The sequence below is a fragment of the Allopontixanthobacter confluentis genome, assembly GCF_009827615.1.
GTDB lineage: Bacteria > Pseudomonadota > Alphaproteobacteria > Sphingomonadales > Sphingomonadaceae > Allopontixanthobacter > Allopontixanthobacter confluentis.
The window spans coordinates 1,538,489-1,557,619 of record NZ_WTYU01000001.1 but is presented as its reverse complement, the minus strand read 5'-3'; the positions used below and the strand labels follow the sequence as shown (position 1 = coordinate 1,557,619).

Below are 19,131 nucleotides of genomic sequence, written 5' to 3'. Positions count from 1 at the left end.
AGCTTCCAGTCTGCTTTCAGAATGCTAAGCCGTGTAAGCGGACGTTCAGCCGATTGGCCCGCTCGGCTGCAACGCGCTCCTTCCAAGACCTTCGGCTTTGCTTTTTTAAATTTCGAAGGCGTACGCTTACTGCTGCCAACACCGGCGCAGACGGTTGAAGTGCCTTTATGTACGGGGCCGTTCATTTAACGCCATCAGCGTCGTCTGTTGAGTACGAGAACTGCCATCAATTTGAGCGCCCTTTGATTTAACCGTGCGATGCTCGCCCGGCAAAACAAATGACATTGCGCGCTCAATCTCGGGATTTCCTTTACCAGGCCAGTCTTATCGGTCACCTGACGCGGCGGGTGCGGCCGCCGTTCAACAATGAGGCCGCTTTGGAGAGAATATGGAAGCGCCGGGGCAACAGGTCGTAGCAAGTCAGGTGAGCGCAGCACCGCCGAAAGTGGAGTATTCGCTGTCGAGCGGATTCATTGCCCGGCTTATTGCGATGAGGGCGTCGCTGGCCTTCACTTCCTACCAATCCGGCTTGCTGTACATGCTGGGCGGCAATCCGCAGGGTGCCGCCCAACTCCACCAATCAGCTATGCCCAAGCCGATGGGATTGTGCACGGATGGCAGCGGCCAACTTGTTCTCTCCGCAGGCGCCCAGATAACGCGGTTGGTCAATGTGCTGGCGCCAGAGCAGCGCATCAATCAGATTTACGACGCCTGCTTCATGGCGCGCACGACCTATCTGACCGGCCAGATCGACGCGCATGACGTGGGCGTGGAAAGCGACGGGCGGATTATCTTCGTCAACACACGTTACAATTGCCTCGCCGCAATATCGGACAGGCATTCGTTCAAGCCAATCTGGAAGCCGCCCTTCATTACCGACATTGTGGATGAAGACCGCTGTCACTTGAACGGTTTGGCCATGCGCGAAGGCAAGGCTGCCTTTGTCACCGCTGTATCGCGGTCCAATACCATTGATGGCTGGCGCGATCGCCGCGCCGATGGCGGTGTGGTGATTGATGTCCAGACAAATGAAATCGTGTGCGAGGGCCTGTCCATGCCGCACTCGCCGCGCTGGCATGATGGCAGGCTATGGGTACTCAATTCGGGCAGCGGAGAACTGGGCCATGTCGAGTTGCCAAGGGGCAAGGCCACAATGGGCACCTTTGTTCCCCTTGCATTTTGCCCCGGTTTCCTGCGCGGCTTGTCCTTCCACGGTAAGTTTGCTTTCGTGGGGCTGTCCCGTCCGCGATATAAGCGGTTTGAAGGGCTGTCGCTTGATCAGAAGCTGAAGGACGCTGACAGCGAGCCGTGGTGCGGTGTGCAGGTGATCGATCTTGAAAGCGGGGCCTGCGTCGACTGGTTCCGGATCGATGGGGAGATTGGCGAGCTTTACGATGTCTGCGTGGTCGAGGGATTTCATTGCTCGATGACAGTTTCGCCAAATTCGCCTGACGCAGCGACGCTTATCACAATTGAAGACTAATTTTCTTGCGCTGACGAGTGCTATCTATACGCAGCTTCAAGGCCGCAAAATCGGCCGCGTTGCCAAAAAAATAAAACATGGTGGGCGCTTCTGCGGCTGTCGCTGCCACAGGGGCTATAATGACTGATTTGGGCCGGGTTTCCGACTGCGAGCATCCTATCAACACCGTCATCGATCTGGACCGCAACCGGCGTAGCTGGTTCGGTTTTGGCATGGTGCGCGGTGGCCGCCTGACGAAATCCAATGGCATGGTCGCCAGCTATTCGCCCGAAATGGGTCTGGTAGAGGCCGGGTGCGAGGCGGATACATTCGGCGCCTCAGTGTTCGCGGTAGCGGATTCATTATTCAGAAAAAGCGTCATGCCCCTGACCGCCGCGGCGAGCGTAATGGCATTTGCGATTTCGGCCCCCGCAGCAGCACAAGTGGTGCCGGCCGAATGCACGGTTTCGCCAAACCCCCTGGCTGCCGGAAGCACCATCCTGTGCGTTTCGCCAACGCCGGTCGGCAGGATCGAAGCCGCTGTGGACGATCTGACCATCATCATTGGCGATGGGACAACACCCACGAATCTCAGCACAACAGCCGATACCGGCATCCTGGCCACCTCGTCTGGCGGCGGTCTCAGCATCGACAGCAGCAACGGCACCGTTACAGCCAGGATCGATGGCATCCGTGCACGAGATACTGGCGCCGGGGCGGTCAGCGTAACGACCGGCAATGTGACGACCGCTGGCGGCTTTGCAGTTGCAGCTTTCTCCGATGGCGGCGGTGTGACGGTGGATACCAGCGCAGGCGACATCATCACCGGGCGCGGCGGAATAGTTGCGAGGGACACTGGTGGCGGTTCGGTGGACATTACCACAGCCTACCTCAGAACCGGGGTTAACAATGGCATCTCTGCTTCCACCGATGGCGGCAGGATTACGATCGACAGTAGCGCGGGCACGGTCATCAGCGGGATTGAAGGCATACAGGCCTACGCTGTCGGCGGAGGTGCGATCAGCATTATCACCGCCGATGTAACTGGCCAAAGCTATCACGGCATCGGCGCCACGTCGGATGGCGGCGGGATCACGGTAGACAGCACCGGCGGAAAAGTCAGCGGAGGGCGTATCGGCGTCAGGGCGCAAGATACTGGCGCAGGCGCAATCGCGCTGAGTGTGGACGATGTAACCGGTGCCCGGATCGGCATCAGCACGCTGGCGGCCGATGGCGCGACCACGATCACTTTGGCGTCAACCGCCGATGTGGTGGGAACGAATGTGCAAGGCATCCGCGCTACCTCCACCGGCGCTGCGGCGGGTATTACGGTGCAGGGCAGCGGGGGCAGTGTGACCGGCGGTACTGGTGGTCTGGCGATCGGTACGGTGGGTGCAGACATTCTGGTCCGCAACCTGGACAGCGTCACCGGAAATGCGGGCGATGGCCTGAACCTTGCGTCAAGCGGCGGCAACATCGCCATAACCGGGGTGGGCACCATCCTTGGCACCGGCGGCAACGGCATTGTGGCTGACGCAGGCGCGGGCGATATCTCGATCCAGGGCAGCGGCCTGGTTGGCGGGATCACCGGTACGGGCGCGCGGAGCAGTCTCGTGATTGGCGGCCTGCCAGTTTACGGCATCGCTGGCTCGGGCATTGTGGCGATCACCAGCGGCGGCATCGATATTGGCGGCACCGCTGCAATCGGCGATGTCACCAGCACCAACACATCTGGCATATTCGCGCAGACCACTGGCGGCATGGGCGGCATCGTCATCGACAGCAGCGCGGGCAGCGTGGTGGGTGGTTACAATGGTATCTTTGTTCGCAACTACGGTAGCGGCGCGCTGAACATAACCAGCGCGGATGTGACCGGGACGAACGGTTCCGCCATTTCTGCGGTCAACACCGGCACCGATCTCACGATCGACAGCAGCGCAGGCAGCGTGGCGGGTAATGATTTTGGCATCGAGGCCTTCAACACCGGCAACGGCGCGCTGAGCATTACCAGCGCGGCTGTGACTGGTACGAGCGGTGTAGGCATCTCTGCGTTCAACTCAGGCACCGATCTCACGATCAACAGCAGCGCAGGCAGCGTGGCGGGCGGCGTTGATGGCATCGAGGCCTTCAATACCGGCAGCGGCGCGCTGAGCATCACCAGCGCGAATGTGACCGGCACTGACGTTTCCGGCATCTTTACGTTCAATTCCGACGCCGGCTCAGACCTCGCCATCGACAGCAGTGCCGGCAGCGTCGCGGGTAATTCCTTTGGCATCGATGCCTTGAACCGAGGCAGCGGTGCGCTGAGCATCACCAGCGCGAATGTTACCGGAACAGCTCGTTCAGGTATCCTTGCGCGCAACTACGGCACCGAACTCAATATCGACAGCAGCGCGGGCAGCGTCTCGGGCAGCGACTTCGGCATCTCCGCGAACAATTTCGGCAGCGGCGCGTTGGGCATCCGTGTCAATGAGGTAGCGGGCGGCAACATCGGCATTGGCAGCTATTCCACAACCGGCGCGACCACGATCACGCTGGGATCGACCGCAAATGTCGTCGGTACCAGTTCGGAGGGGATACTTGCATCCTCAGCGGGTGCGCTGGCCAGCATCACCGTGCAGGGAATGTCAGGCAATGTGACCGGCGGCACCGATGGCATCGCGATAGATACCATGGGCGCGGACATAGTGGTCGATAATCTCGACAGTGTAACCGGCCAGAACGGTAATGGTCTGAAGCTTGCGTCAAGCGGCGGCAGCATCACTGTCAATGCGGTCGACGCCATCCTTGGCCTCGGCGGAACCGGTATTGTGGCTGACGCAGGCACGGGCGATATCTCGATCCAGGGCAGCGGCCTGGTTGGTGGGTTCACCGGCACGGGGCCGTCTGGCGACATCGTGCTGGGCGCTCAGACACTGTTCGGTGCTGGCGGCAGCGGCATAGTAGCGGTCAGCGATGGTGCGATCAGTATCGGCGGCGTGGCTGCGATCGGCGATGTTACCGGCAACAATGGCCTTGGCATTCTTGCTCGCTCCAATGGCGGCGGCATAACTATCGACAGCAGTGCGGGCAGTGTGTCGGGTTACTTCAGCGGTGTGTTTGCGCAAGATTTCGGGGCGGGCGCGGTCTCGGTCACTACGGCGGATGTCACCGGCACAGAAAATTTCGGCATCAATGCCTATTCCAACGGCGGCGCAGTTACCGTGGACAGCAGCGCGGGCAGTGTCTCGGGCTATTTCGGACTGGTGGCAACAGCGCTAGGCGGGGGCGCAGTCTCGGTTGCAACGGCAGATGTGACTGCCCAAAGACTAGGTATCTTTGCCTTTTCCACTGGTGGCGGTGTCACACTGGATAGCAGCAAAGGCAGCGTAACAAGCGGTGCGACGGGGATTTTCGCGGAAGATACTGGCGCAGGTGCGGTCCGGCTAAGTGTGAATAATGTGACAGGCGGCATGGCCGGCATCTTTACGCAAGCATCCGAAGGTGCGACCTCGATTTCGCTGGCGTCCAACGCCGATGTTGTGGGTGCGGGCGCCCAGGGCATCCGGGCGGCGTCCACCGGCGCTTCGGCCGGTATCACCGTGCAGGGCATGTCCGGCATGATCACCGGCGCGACCGATGGTCTGGGCATCGAAACGGTGGGCGCGGATATTCTGGTCGACAATCTCGGCCGGGTAACCAGCCTGAACGGCGATGGTATCAACGCGCAGTCGAACGGCGGAAACATAACGATAAATGCGGTTGATACGATTACCGGCACGGTCGGCAACGGCATCTTCGCATTTGCCGACGGAGGCGACATTTCCATCCAGGGCAGCGGCCTGGTTGGAGGGCTCACGGGGACTGGCCCGCGGGGCGACATTACTATTGGCGGCACGACCGTATATGGCGTGAATGGCTCGGGCATTGTGGCGGTCAGCAGCGGCAGCATCAATATCGGCGGCGCAACCGCCATTGGAGATGTCACCAGCACCAACGCTTCCGGAATATTCGCGCAGACCACCGGCGGCATGGGCGGCATCACCATCAACAGCAGCGCGGGCAGCGTTGCCGGTTATGGTACTGGCATTGCGGCTATCAACATCGGCAGCGGCGCGCTGAGCATTACCAGTGCAGATGTAACCGGGACGGTCGGAACTGGCATCTTCGCGCGCAACGATGGCACCAACTTGACCATCGACAGCGCAGCAGGCAGCATATCAGGCGTGAATGGCATCCGTGCCGAGAACTATGGCGGCGTGCTGAGGATCACGAGCTCTGATGTGACGGGATCAAGCGCAAGGGCTGAAGGCATCCGCGCGAACAATTTTGGCACTGATCTCATCGTCGACAGCAGCGCGGGCAGAGTATCAGGCAGCGAGAATGGCATCTCTGCGTTCAACTTCGGAACTGGAATGATAAGCATCACCAGCGCTGATGTGGCAAGTACTGGTCCAAGAGGTGATGGCATCCGTGCCTTCAATTTCGGTACTGGAATACAGATCAACAGCATTGCGGGCAGCGTGACGGGTGGCATCACCGCCGCGAACTATGGCAGCGGCGCGCTAGGCATTACCAGCGCGCACGTGACCGCGATGAACGGCAATGGTATTGATGCGCAAAATAGCGGCACCGATCTCACCATTGACAGCAGCGCGGGCAGCATTGCGGGCGATGATATTGGCATCAGTGCCCGCAATTATGGCAGCGGCGCACTGTCAATCACGGTCGATAACGTCGCCGGCGATACCATCGGCATCCTCAGCTATTCCAGAACCGGTGCGACCACGATCGCGCTGGGATCAACTGCCAATGTCATCAGCACCACTGCCGAGGGGATATTGGCATCTTCAAGCGGCGGGCTGGCTGGCATCACCGTGAAGGGCAGCTCGGGCAATGTGACTGGCGGCACCGACGGAATTGCGATCAGCACCATGGGCGCGGACATACTAGTCAATAATCTCGATAGCGTGACCGGCCAGAACGGTGTTGGTCTGAACCTTGCGTCAAACGGCGGCGACATCACGGTCAATGCGGTCGACACGATCCTCGGCACCGGCGGCAATGGTATTGTGGCTGACGCGGGCACGGGCGATATCTCGATCCAGGGTAGCGGCCTGACCGGCGGGATCACCGGTACGGGCGCGCGGAGCAGTCTCGTGATTGGCGGCCTGCCAGTTTACGGCGTCAATGGCTCCGGCATTGTGGCGGTTACCAGCGGCAGCATCGATATTGGCGGCATCGCTGCAATCGGCGATGTCACCAGCATCAATGCAACCGGCATATTCACGCAGACCACTGGCGGTATGGGCGGCATCGCCATCGACAGCAGTGCGGGCAGCGTGACGGGCGGCTATTATGGCATTTACGCAGCCAATAACGGCAGCGGCTTGTTGACCATCACCAGCGCCGATGTGACCGGAAGTTACGCGTCCGGCATGTTTGCGCGCAACTTCGGCACCGATCTCACGATCGACAGCAGCGCGGGCGGCGTGTGGGGCAACAGCTATGGTATCGTCGCTAACAACTTGGGCAGCGGGGCGCTAAGCATCACCAGCGCGGATGCGACCGGGACGAAGGGTTCAGGTATTCGTGCTTTGGGCTCTGGCACCGATCTTACCATCGACAGCAGCGCCGGCAGCGTGTGGGGCCGAGGTTATGGCATCAACGCTCGCAATACCGGTAGCGGCGCGCTGCGCATCACCAGCGCGGATGCGACCGGGACTTTCGCATCTGGCATCGCTGCGTTCAACTCTGGCACCGCTCTGACGATCGATAGTAGTGCGGGCACAGTGGTTGGCCGCGTCAGAGGCATCGTTGCTGGAAATTACGGCAGTGGAGACCTTACCATCACCGTCAATGATGTGACCAGCGGCGGCGACGGCATCCTCAGCTATGCGGAAACCGGTGCGACCACGATCACGCTGGGATCGACTGCCGATGTCATTGCCCTCGATGGTAGAGGCATCTCCGCATCCTCAGTGGGTGCGCTGGCAAATATCACCGTGCGGGGAATGTCGGGCAACGTCACCGGCGGGACCGATGGTATCGCGATAACCACGGCTGGCGCGGATGTACTGGTCGAAAATCTTGGCAGTGTGACCGGCCAGACCGGCGATGGTCTGGACCTTGCGTCAAACGGCGGCGACATCACCGTCAATGCAGTCAGCGCCATCCTTGGCATCGGCGGCAACGGCATTGTAGCGAGCGCGAGCACTGGCAACATCTCGATCCAGGGCAGCGGCTTGGTTGGCGGGATCACCGGCAATGGCAAATATGGCATGCTGACGGTTGGTGGGGGAACCTTCTACGGACTGAACGGCAGCGGCATCGTCGCTGTCGCCAATGGCGAGATCGATATCGGCACCGCCGCTGCGAACGGTGATGTCACCGGCGCCAACGGCTTCGGCATCTTTGCTCGTTCTAACAAAGGCGGCGCGATTACGGTTGATACCAGCGCGGGCAGCGTCATGGGCGGCGACAGCGGCATTTACGCGCGGTCGATTGGCGCGGGGGCGGTTTCGTTGACCACAGCCGATGTGACCGGCACAAACTACAATGGCATCCGTGCCTTTTCCGACAGGGGTGCGATCACCGTGGACAGCACTGCCGGCAGCGTTGCTGGCGGGGGCTTCGGGATACTTGTTGGCAATGACGGCGCAGGCGCTGTCCGGATAATTACGGGCGATGTCACGGGCTCTCGCTATAACGGTATTAATGCCTTCTCAGATGGCGGGGGGGTTACGCTGGATAGCAGCGCGGGGAGTGTAACGGGCGGCGAGAGCGGAATTGACGCGCGAGATTTGGGCGTAGGCGCGATTGTGCTGAACGTGGATGATGTGACGGGCGGCAATGCCGGTATCCGCACTTTGGCGACCGACGGCGCCACTACGGTCACACTGGCCTCCACCGCCGACGTGGTGGGCACCAGCGCTCAGGGCATTTACGCTGTCTCCACCGGCGCAGCGGCGCATATTACGGTGCAGGGCAGCTCGGGCAATATTACTGGCGCCACCGATGGTATTGCGATCACTACGGCTGGCGCGGATATTATCATCAATAATCTTGACCTGGTGCGCGGCAATGCTGGCAATGGCGTCAACCTTACTACCAATGGCGGCGCCATCACTGTCACCGATGTAGATGAGATATTCGGCAGCGGCGGCAATGGAATTCTGGCCAATGCTTTGGGCGGCGCAGGCGGCAATATCCTTGTTTCCGGCAATGGCGACATCATGGGGTCGCTTGCCGGCGTTTCGGCCATGACCGGCGGCAGCGGGATCATTACACTCAACCTGTCCGGAACGACTTTTGGCGGCAATGCAGGCGTTGCACTGTCAACGGTTGGCGGCGCAGCAAACGTTGCCAACAGCGGCACGCTGTCTGGGGGCAATTACGCGGTTTCTGCCAGTTCTGCAGCAACCGGCCCGATTACTCTGACCAACAGCGGTTTGATCGGATCTGCCATTCTCTTTGCCGGTGGCGACGACACCCTCGACAATTCCGGCACATTCATTGCTGATGGCGCGAGCGATTTTGGCGGCGGTATCGACAGGCTACTCAACAGCGGCATTCTGTCGGTTGCTTCCACTGCCACGTTCACCGGTCTGGAGACGTTGTCCAATAGTGGTTCGATCACCCTGATGAACGGACTGGCTGGCGGTTCGCTCACCACCACCGGAAATTTTGTCGGACTGGGGGGCAGCCTTGCGCTTGACGTCGATTTCAATGCCGGAACGACCGACCGGTTGGTGGTCTCTGGTTCTGCGACTGGCACCACCGTCATCCAGATCAACAATCTGACCTCCGGGCTCGGACTGGGCGACACAATCGTGGTGGTTGACGCTTCAGCAGGAACAGATGAAACCGCGTTCGTGCTGTCATCAGATGATCTGAACATCACGCCCTTCCTCGCCTACTCGTTCGATTATGATGTGCGCAATTCCGACTTCGTATTTGGCAGGACGGTCACAGCGCGCGTTTTCGAGGCGACCAAGCTTGTGGAGGCTGCGTCCTCGCTATGGTATCGCAGCGCCGATGCCTGGGCCGATCACCGTGTACATGCACGCCAGGCGGAGGCCAATCAGCCCCTGTGGCTGACATTTTACGGGGCAACTTCTGATCGTGATGAGGAATTTTCCCAGACGGTGGGCCTCGCCCGCATTGATGCGGTGCTCGATTACTCACAGGATTATTTCGGGCTTCAGGCCGGACTTGATTTTGCCCAAGGGGATGTTTTCGCCTTTGGCCTGACGGCGGGTTACCTGTCGTCGCAGCTAAAGTTTGCCGCCAATGGCAACGGTGCCGATTTTGGCGTGTTCAACCTGGGGGCATCGGCCAGCTATCGGCAAGGTGGCTTATTTGCCGAAGCACTGCTCAAATATGATTTCATAAAGGGGGATTTGAACGATTCGATGGCGGGCGCATTCAACGGGAAGGCGGATGGCAATGCCTATGGCGGACGTCTCCAGATCGGATATCGCACTGGCGGCGGCGCATTCTTCCTGGAACCGCATGCGAGCATTGAATTCCAGCAAAGCAAACTCGATAATATTGCCATCGACGTTCACAGCTTCGCGTTCGATACGATGGACGGCCTGCGCGGCATTGCAGGCCTGAGGATGGGCGGGCAAGCGGATCGGGCCAGCGGCATGGTGATCGGATATCATCTGAACGCCAGTGCGGTACATGAATTCGGAGGTGACGGCACCGCACGGTTCATTGTCGGCCCTGACGCTTTGAGTTTCAGTAACAATCCGATCGACACTTATGCGCATCTCGAGGCAGGCCTGTTGCTTGATGGCACAAGCCCAATCTCCGGTTTCTTCCAGATCGAAGGCGATATTTCCGGCGACTACAATAGCATTGGGTTGCGGGCAGGAGTGCGGGTCAGTTTTTGAGTGTCGGCGGAAAGCTTCACAAGCCAGCGTCGCCGATCAGCGCGGAAGGGAAGCAAGCTAAAGGCCGCCCGTCTCCGTTGTGATTTGCAACGGCCACACACCGCCAGTCCGCTACCGGCCCAATTTCGGCCTTTAAGTTCAGTCTGATTAAATGGCAGCTTTCGGGAAATAAACTTGCTGTCTGCGATGTCTGCTTCTGGGTCGGTTCCTGCCGGTCTGCTTTTATCAACAACCAATGACAAGCCGACAGGCTGCTTTTGGTGAAACCCAAAGCGCAACTAAACGTCAAAAACTAAGTGGTAAGCGAACGTGGCAAATAGTACCTTCTGCTTATGAATAGCTTTTTCCAACGCAATTCCAAGCGACGACAGTATCAGGTCGTCAGCACAATTCTGCTCGTATCACATGTGTCAGCAATTCTAGTGGCAGCAGTCGGCGAGCTTCCTTCAGTAGCGGCAGCTGTCGCAATCGCGCTCAGCGTATCTTGCTACATATCGTTGGCTATTTTGACCTTCCTTCGCCTTCGAGACGCGGCGCTCTCAGGATGGTGGTCGCTCCCGATGATCCTGATCATTCATGTTGGGCCGCGCTGGCAAATAGGCTCATGGTCGTGGGGATCGATCAGCTTCACTCTGAGCGCACTCATCTGCTTTGTTCCAGTGGTTATCGGTTGGTTGGCGGTGTCCACAAGAAGCGGCGGAGCAGCAACGAACAGCTAGACGTCGTGAATGCGCGAACATCTGTAATTGGGTCGGTTCCTGCCGGTCTGCTTTTGGGACTAGGTCCAGGTGGTTGGAAGGGCAGCAACTGGGTGGTTTCCTGCCGCTATTCCTTGACTCGAAATGGGTGCTCTCGGTTGTTATCGATGAACGCCGCAACTTCTCGAAGCCGATCTGGATAAGGCTCTACCTCTCTCCAGCGGGTATTTGGGACGAACCGAAACCCAGCACTCCACAGGGCTTCAACCTTCTTCCATTGTTCGAGGTCGGACTTCTTCGGAGCCTTGAACGCGCGCCCCATCCAATGAAGCGAGCCTCCGCATTCCGGGCAAGTCGCCGTGTTTTCTTCCGAGAGCTTCCACGACTTCCGGCAATGGAAACAAGCGTGCGCAACCAAGTAATCCGGCCCTCTTGGACGCACACCTGAATCCGCACCGGGAATATTCCGATTTCCGATCGCTTTGCGGATTTCCATGCGCTCCAATTTTGAAGGAACTTGCGTCATATGCAGCCAGATAAAGCAATCTTCCAACGGCAGCAATTGGGTCGTTAGCGGCTGGTCTGCTTTTATCTCAAACGTGGGTTTAGCGGACGGTCTGCTACGGTGAAATGCCAAACGCTACTGAACGGCAAGAACTGGGTTGTTTTGCGACAGTCCGCTTTTGATAGCCAAAGAGCGAAAGCTCACATTTGCCCGGTGATGGTTTGGCGTCCGCTTTGCGCCCCCATTTCGGTCATTGAAGCTCCGGCGCCAATTGCTTGAAAGCGGACAACAGATAAGGCAGCTCGGCATGGCTACAATTTCGGACCATCCTGAAGGGCTCTTTTGAAGAGCGAAAATCGGGTAGCGGTTTAGTTGAGTGTTCGAAGCCCATCGGTTGCATTAGCGTCGAGAAGTGCCAATGCATCCTCGTGGCCCGAGCTCGTCATGCTCGCAGGCGGTGAGATCGCCAGCCACCTCAGGACGCTTGATCCACAGCGGACCAGGGGGCAATTTCAACATTCTGTCGTTAATATTTTTTAGCGTCTTTTTCATGTCCCGAGGCGATAGAATCTAACCCTGAATTCTTCTCCAGACCGCGGCGGTACAATTCCACGAATTCGATAAATCTCGAAACTCGCTCTAAACGTTCCAGCTGGAGCTTTCGGATCAATCCGGCAGATCTTTCTGACTTACTATCATGATCTTCCAACCAGACAGCTAGCTCCAGCAGATTGTCGTTCTCTTCCACCACGGGCTTCGCCGCCTTGACCCAAGCCGCGTTTTCTGCCCCCGCGTGAGCAACTGCTCCGTCGATCAGTTCGGAAATCAAGACTCTCGCCAAGTAGTCGACCTCGAGAGCCAAACCTAAAAACGTTGCTATCTCCCCCTCGAGCTTCTCACTTTCGATCTTCTGAAGAACTTCCTGTCGATAGAACGGGTTCTTTTCCTCCGGCTGCAGTGCCTGCAGGGTCAATGAAACAGGCTCTAACTCTGAAAACGGGCGTGATCTTGGGAAACCCGACCTGTGCTTCCAGAGTTCAAGAATGGTCCTTTTGCAGTCTTTCCGGATCTCTTCGGCATCAAACCCGCTAGCGCTTTCTGCCCGAACGATGAGTTCGGCAATGTAGTGCGCCATCCACCGTGAAAGGGTGTCTACCTCAGGATCATCACTGCGCTTTAGTTCTTCAACGAGCTTTTTGCCGAGAAGAGTGGCATCCTGGAACTCTTCTTCAGTCATCCCCATTCTCCACGATGAAGAACTCGCGCTTGAATGGGTTCGTATTGCCCCCCGATTCAATAGCGCTCTCGTATTCCCGCCGATTGATCCTGCGCTCAACGAATACCTCCAGAACGATACTTCGTCCCGTTGAGGCAATCAAATCTTGAAGAGCGATCCGGTTCGCCAAAAGCCGATCACCAGACTGCCTCCAAGTTGATTGCTCTTCAGCCTCGCTCCAGACCTCGCTCCAAAAGAGTTCGCCCTTTCCAGAGCCCCACTTTCTGCCAAGGTCTTTTGACTTAGCACGGAGTTTGTCACGGAACTCTTCTTGCGGAACATCCACGCGCTTGCTCATTTCTGCAGCCCAAGGATCGTTTGCGTCCAGTCCGTCGTGCCGCCCTTCCTCTGTAACCCAGCCCTTTAGAACGAACTGTCCTTCGTCGATCTCGCCGAAATCCTCGAAGGATGGCAGCACAAAGTCATAATGACCTTGATCACCCACTGCCCTTACCAATGCATCGGCATTTGAAGGGCTAACGAGTGCACTCCGGACCATGACTGTCTGCTCTCTTCGATCATACCGTTCTGTCCAATACCCCCAAATCGCCACCTTCTCTGGGCTCGGGAAAACGAGGTGTTGAACGTCATAGTTCTTGATGGACGCAAGCCAGTCTTCATCCTTCTCAGCGGCCCAATCAATATCCTCGTAAACAGGCCAAGGATCCCGACGATCAAAGAGCCAATACCCGTCGGAGCGAACTAGCATTTGATCTCCCAACCAACTCGAATAGGTTCGGTAGTCGTCTAGAGGATCGGTTGGATTTTCGTACGCAGGTAGGCGTTCTAGCAGTTTGCCAGCCACCACCATGGTTGCGTGATAGGCGAGATAGAAGTCGAGATCATCTGCTTGGACACTGTGTCGGCTGCGACGGCTATAGTCTCGAAAAAAAACCACGTTTCGCTCGTTCATCCTCATCATAGCGGCCGGAAAATGTAAGTCCCCAATCATCAGCAATCACTCGCTCAGCCTCAATCTCGATCTCAGCCTCAAACAGGCCGAAAGCACTGGCGAGCGGTGACATGTAGTATTTCCGAAAATCTATGTCGAAATGGAAGCGTGCGTCCTCATACTTCCGTTCCACATCTGCATGGTCAGGAGCATGGCCACGATTGGCGACGTCAAGGGGCGGCAAAGCGCCTTCGTCGATCATTGACAACTTAGAGACTTCGGCAGCACCAAGAGACAACGCTCCACCACGAGCTAACTCTCGCAACGCTTTCGCGGCAAAATGCCTTATTAGAACATGCTGATTTGAGCGGGTTGCCTTTGACCGCAGATAATCGGCAACCGCCCCTATGGCCTCCGGCTTGTCTAAGGCTGACCTCGCCAGCCCAATCATCAACCACTGCTGCGCATTCAGCTCGTAGAAGAATAGCTGATGACCATGGAAAGCTGTCGCTTGGCCGCCCATGGCGAATGAAATAATGTTGCGCAGCATCTCTTTGTCGCCAACCGAAGCTAACAGGTAGATGCAATGCGCGGCCTCCCACCTTCGAGATGGCTCCGGCGAACCAAGCGCCGCAAAAACATATCCTGCTAAGCTTTCGCTCACACTCTCGGGTGGCTCTAACGCCTCAGACCAAGGCCCATCGCCATCCTCAGCCTCATGAAACTGCTCATAGAACTCCAGAGCTGTTTTCAACGCATCTTTTGCCTCCTCGGGGTTGAGCAAGATCGCCAAGAGACCGGCGAGCTGAAACATTGCCTGGCTCCCAGGATCAACAGACGACGATGCGATCGCTCTGACGACTTCCGAGGCGAGACCTTGCTTTGTGAGACCGGATCCGGCCACAGCATCCTCGAGCGAAAGGACTTGAAAAAGATTGCTGGCCTGGACCGAGAAGCAGTCTCTTTTGAACGTCGAGAGAATGAGCTCGTCTAAGGCGGCATTAACTGCAGGACGACGTCGCCAAGAGACCGGCACCGTAGATAAGAGCGAACTCAAATCATACAGATGGACTAATCCCGCTTCATCTAGAGCACCAAATAACGCTGGCTCTTTTCCTACGGGAGTAGCCTTGATGGCTGTAGCAAAGAACTTGGAAGGTTCAAGCCAGCCCTCCCCCTTCTTGAAACGTTCATTGGCATCAAGAATTCCGCCGGCCGTCGTCCAATCTATATCTGTCAGATCCACCTCTTTGGCGGTCTTCGCGGAGGAGCTTGGTGTCCGATAATGATCCTTCGTTCGATCTCGTTCTATCTTCTCGCGCAACTCCATCTGGGCCATCTGCTCGTGAGCAAGATGCGGGGATAGGCCTGCACCGGATAATACATCTCCAATCTTGGACCATTCTCGCGAGCCAAGCCGAAGATGCTGCACGTACCTAAAGAAAAGGCCCTCGCGCACTGACAAGTGTGTCTCGCTCTGTGCAGACGCGAAAGCCTGCTCAAGAAGCTCAGAATACGTCCATCGCCATCGAAATGGCAGCAAGGCGAAGCAGGAGTTTCCTGTGAGGTGTCCTTCACGGGCGAGCCCTAGAAATGCAGCCGGAGCCAGTCTTCCTTGATCACCGACGCGTCGATCCGCCCACCTACTGAGAATAGCTGGGACAGACCTAGGGGACAGCGCAGCAAGTGCTCGAACGGTCCCATCCCAATCGAAGTACTTCTGACTTGCATCGTGTTGCTCGGTAAGCTCTGCCGCTCGAGAGAATCCATACGCAAGCTCGGGGTGGTCAAAGCCATCCATTCTACACGCAAGCGCCAGTTCAATTAATGCTGTCCAACGAGAGAGGTTCTCTTGGCCAATCTCCGCTCCTGCCATAACCGCTTGGTCAAAGTAATGCTTTGCCTCGGCCTCGCTGGCCACCAGTATCGCCCTTGATATTGATAGAAACCCATCGGCTTTCGACTCTGCGTCCTCTCTGACGGGAGAATGAAGAATCGAAGCGTAGGATGCCCAATCTAGAGCCGCCGCAGCGTTTCCGGAACGAGCTGCTCTCCTGATCACATTCACTGAAACATATACTGGCAAGGGATGCTTTAAATTGTCTCGCCAGTCCGCCAAACTTTGCCAACCTGGAGAAGTATGCACAGCTGAGAGGATCATGGACCATATCGATGCAATCTCATCCACTGTGGCAGAGCGCTCGCCGTAGAGACGATCCTCTGCCTTCCTGCTATTAACCGCCGCTTCATTTAACATCGTGCCCATTTGGCACTCTTGGATCCGGCCCAGCTCAAAATCGCACCAAAGTTTATGCCAAGGAAGAAGCGCTGCAGTTTGCTGCTCGAAACGAACTAGGTCACCGTCGCTTTGGTACCCTTTGCGGTTGAGCAGCTTTTTTAACTTAGGCTCCGCAACTTGGGTCTGCTCGACCGTTTCAGATCTGAGGGATGCTCGAACCGAATGTGCTCTTAGGTAAGCAAAGCGTCGGCCCTGCTCCGTCTGGAAACGCGAGCAAAGGGCACGCGGTGGATCCTTTGGGAGGTATCGCCCAAGCACCGATGCCAGTTTTCGGCGGGGCAAAAGCTTGTATTTTGCAGCTGCCATAACGAGCTGCGCTATGTTTAGTACTAGCGTCTCCTCACCGCGATAGTCCGATGGCGGGCTGACCTTCACATGCTTGCTCGCCACCAGTTTGATGGCGCGTCCAACAGCCGCTTTCGGAGGAAGGTGGCCAACCAATGAGAGCTCAAGCACGATCGCGAGAATCAGCCCGAGATCGTTGCCCGCCGCAGCAGCAAGGTTATCTAGGTCATCGAAGCGGCCAGCATCGACGAGACGCCGAGCTTACAAGCGGCCAGTACGGAAGGAAACTTCTCTGTGAGTCCAGTGTCGCAGGTGCGACGCACAGCGGTCAGCGCCATTGATGTTCAGCTCCGCGAACAGCATCGCTGCACGATCTTCATCCGTTGGCGAACCTATGTGCTCTTTCCCATCTCTGATCATAGCGGCCCATTGCCCAAGCCAGCTTTGAGTGAAGCGGAGTTCCTTGCTGGCATCGCCAGCCAGCTCTGGTTGGACGGATAGGAGCGCTGCCCGATAAGCATAGTCTGAGCCCATCCAATCTCCCCCACTGACCTCCCGTCGTGAGATCATCTCGAGGATCTGATTCGGCTCAAGGAAGCGAGCGGCAAGATCCGTGTTCTCACCGATCAGCAACTGCTGTCGTTCCTCTACCGCTGCGTTGCCTCCGGCTTTCATCGCCAAGGTCGTAGCATCTTTGAAACGCTCGGCTTGTATGGCGGCTTTTAAGGCGAACTGAAGGCGCTGCATCTCCACGTCGCGGCGCGCGATTTCATTGTTCGTAGGAAGCGCCTTGCCCTCAAGTGTAATCTCGACCAGTTCTTCGAGCTGGCCCGCCTCAAGCATCATTTGGGGCAGGACAGCAGCAGCGTAAGCGCTATTCGTTGTTAATGGCCGCAATCTGTCGATGAAATGGCTAAGAGTATCGCCTTGGGGACCAAAGGTCTCCTGAAACCAGTGCTCTGTGGGTTCGTCACGAAACTGGACCGCATTCTCTCGAATGAGCAGCGGGCCTTTCAGGTCGTTGGCGAAGCTCCGGACAAGGCCTTCACTAACTCCAGCAGTATCGGCCACAAGTTTGAGAGGCACGAATGGCCTTAGGATCGCCAATGCCGAACATATTTGATCGATTTGTTCAGCCTCGGCGCTGCCACCGGTTTGCTTAGCATTTGACACTGCGCGCTTCAGCAGCGCTTGGATAGTATCCTCAACGGTCAATGGTGCCGTGCCGAGCCTGCCAAGGACATCGCGCATGGGCCCGCCCTGTTCGAGCGCAACTGATTGAACTCGTGGATTGTTGGAAGTTAGTCGATGAAACTCCTTAACTTCGGGGGATGTCGCAGTCACTCCGCGCTGCTCGAGGTTTCGCGCAGTCTCGGATTCCGAGAAAGGCGAAAGTTCTAGAAGAGCGGTATCCGACGGAGGGGCAAGGGTCTCCACGCGATGGGGCCTCGCTGTGAGCACAAGCCTAACATTCTTAGGGAACCGTTCCTGCAAGAGCATCCGAGCAAAGCTATGTCCTTGCCCCGCCTCCCTCGCAGCTGCCTCGCTGTTGTCTGCAGCGTCCAATACTATGAGAAGTAAAGCGTCGGGATTAGCCGCCAGTTGCTCGCTGGCTTGGTCGATTCTGGCCAAAAATGCCCTGCAAAAAGCCGTATCATCGGCTTTCGTCGTAGGGATCAAAGGGTCACAAAGGCCAGCTGACGACATTTCGTTTGCGATTTGGACAGCTACGTCCCGCGCCCTATGCCGGTAGCCGCTGAGAGCGCGATAGCTACCTGCCCCAAAGCAGTCATAGACAAAGACCGTGCTTCCATGCGGCATGAGCGAGTGGAGTTGTTGCGCGAAGACTGACTTCCCTACCCCGCCGTCAGCCTGAACGATGACAGAATCCGAGCCATCAATTATTTTTTGAGCTAAGGTCCTTGCTGGCTCTCTGACTAGGACGTTCTCGACTGGGTCGAAACGGGGTTCAGCCGGATATAGATCATCGTAGCTAACTCCGAGTGCGTGAAGCACATCGAGGTCTCTAATAGCCCGCTCGCTCGCGCCTTCACTTGTTGCCTTGGTTGTCACCAAGTTCAGAAGCTGAAGGGGGGCATCCCTGTCAGCATCAGGCAGATACGCTCGGGTGTCGTGTGTAAGCATTCTCCTTTGGGTCAAGAAATCTGGAACCGACGGGATCAACCGGACTAGCTTTGCAAACTTTCTTAGAGGCTCGCCCTTGAGGGGGACATGTTGGCGCAGATATTTCGAATGTGCGCCTTCCACACCATCACGAAGTTCCGTGAGTGCGTTGCTAGCACCTTGCGCAATGGGTCGATTTGTTTCGAACTCAAACCGAAACCGGTCGGCAATATCAGCGGCGCTGAACTTCTCAGCAAGGCTGGCATATCGCTCTGCAAAGCCGACAAGCGTTTTCTTTAGGTCGCTTGACGTCATTGGCTCTTCAGACCTGAGCGTCGAGTGTTTGAACTGTCTGTAGTGGATCCGTCTAGCTTTCTCGAGCTCCGTGCTTCCATAGAAAAGCCCAAGATCGATCACTTCCACGCCAGCCGTACTATCATCAGAACTCGGCACGCCTTCAATCGAGACAGCGACCAGATCGCGATCCGGTTTAAGCAGACCCAAGCTGAGTTGAGCGCCTCGAATGTAGTGGAACTGATCCCCATCGCGGCTGGGACTTACAGGATTCATCGGGGCCATCGCTAAATCTCTATTGATTCTGACATGTTATTTAAAGCGATACTTGGGGATTTTCTCCATTTGCAACTTATGGGCGTTTAGCGGTCGAGCCATGCTTCCCATTCTTCGTTCGGCTTGCCACCTGGCCTGACT

Annotated in this window: 7 protein-coding genes; 2 read left to right on the top strand and 5 right to left on the bottom strand. The window is 57.2% G+C overall.

From position 1 onward, the window contains the following. Positions 1 to 388: 388 nt before the first annotated feature. Together GRI44_RS07285 and GRI44_RS07280 are read left to right on the top strand one after the other, a co-directional pair. Positions 389 to 1,483: a TIGR03032 family protein gene (locus tag GRI44_RS07285; RefSeq protein WP_160600744.1), complete on the top strand. Its 1,095-nt coding sequence runs from the start codon at positions 389 to 391 to the stop codon at positions 1,481 to 1,483. A gap of 119 nt (positions 1,484 to 1,602) precedes the next feature. Then, entirely contained in the window at positions 1,603 to 10,341 is an 8,739-nt protein-coding gene (locus tag GRI44_RS07280; protein WP_160600742.1) for a hypothetical protein, read from the top strand. A gap of 825 nt (positions 10,342 to 11,166) precedes the next feature. Here the strand turns inward: GRI44_RS07280 and GRI44_RS07275 are convergent. The 5 genes from GRI44_RS07275 to GRI44_RS07255 all read right to left on the bottom strand — a co-directional run bounded on the left by GRI44_RS07275 (position 11,167) and on the right by GRI44_RS07255 (position 18,999). After that, positions 11,167 to 11,601, bottom strand: coding sequence for a hypothetical protein (locus GRI44_RS07275; protein ID WP_160600740.1), 435 nt, complete (start codon positions 11,599 to 11,601; stop codon positions 11,167 to 11,169). Between the two features lie 469 nt (positions 11,602 to 12,070). Continuing rightward, the gene (locus tag GRI44_RS07270) at positions 12,071 to 12,781 is read right to left on the bottom strand and encodes a hypothetical protein (RefSeq protein WP_160600738.1); all 711 of its coding nucleotides are present in this window, start codon (positions 12,779 to 12,781) and stop codon (positions 12,071 to 12,073) included. After that, the gene (locus GRI44_RS07265) at positions 12,774 to 13,733 is read right to left on the bottom strand and encodes a hypothetical protein (RefSeq protein ID WP_160600736.1); all 960 of its coding nucleotides are present in this window, start codon (positions 13,731 to 13,733) and stop codon (positions 12,774 to 12,776) included. Before GRI44_RS07265 ends, GRI44_RS07270 begins: the two co-directional genes overlap by 8 nt. Then, the gene (locus GRI44_RS07260; RefSeq protein ID WP_160600734.1) at positions 13,696 to 16,452 is read right to left on the bottom strand and encodes a hypothetical protein; all 2,757 of its coding nucleotides are present in this window, start codon (positions 16,450 to 16,452) and stop codon (positions 13,696 to 13,698) included. The genes GRI44_RS07265 and GRI44_RS07260 overlap by 38 nt, the downstream gene beginning before the upstream one ends. Positions 16,453 to 16,557: 105 nt before the next feature. Next, on the bottom strand, positions 16,558 to 18,999 hold the full coding sequence (locus tag GRI44_RS07255) for an NACHT domain-containing protein (protein ID WP_160600732.1): 2,442 nt from the start codon (positions 18,997 to 18,999) through the stop codon (positions 16,558 to 16,560). Positions 19,000 to 19,131: the final 132 nt, after the last annotated feature.

What these genes read in the sequence shown, in the direction of transcription:
- GRI44_RS07255 (WP_160600732.1), bottom strand. Translation starts at nt 18,999, where the DNA reads ATGGCCCCGATGAATCCTGTAAGTCCCAGCCGCGATGGGGATCAGTTC.
- GRI44_RS07285 (WP_160600744.1), top strand. Translation starts at nt 389, where the DNA reads ATGGAAGCGCCGGGGCAACAGGTCGTAGCAAGTCAGGTGAGCGCAGCA.
- GRI44_RS07280 (WP_160600742.1), top strand. Translation starts at nt 1,603, where the DNA reads ATGACTGATTTGGGCCGGGTTTCCGACTGCGAGCATCCTATCAACACC.
- GRI44_RS07265 (WP_160600736.1), bottom strand. Translation starts at nt 13,733, where the DNA reads ATGAACGAGCGAAACGTGGTTTTTTTTCGAGACTATAGCCGTCGCAGC.
- GRI44_RS07270 (WP_160600738.1), bottom strand. Translation starts at nt 12,781, where the DNA reads ATGACTGAAGAAGAGTTCCAGGATGCCACTCTTCTCGGCAAAAAGCTC.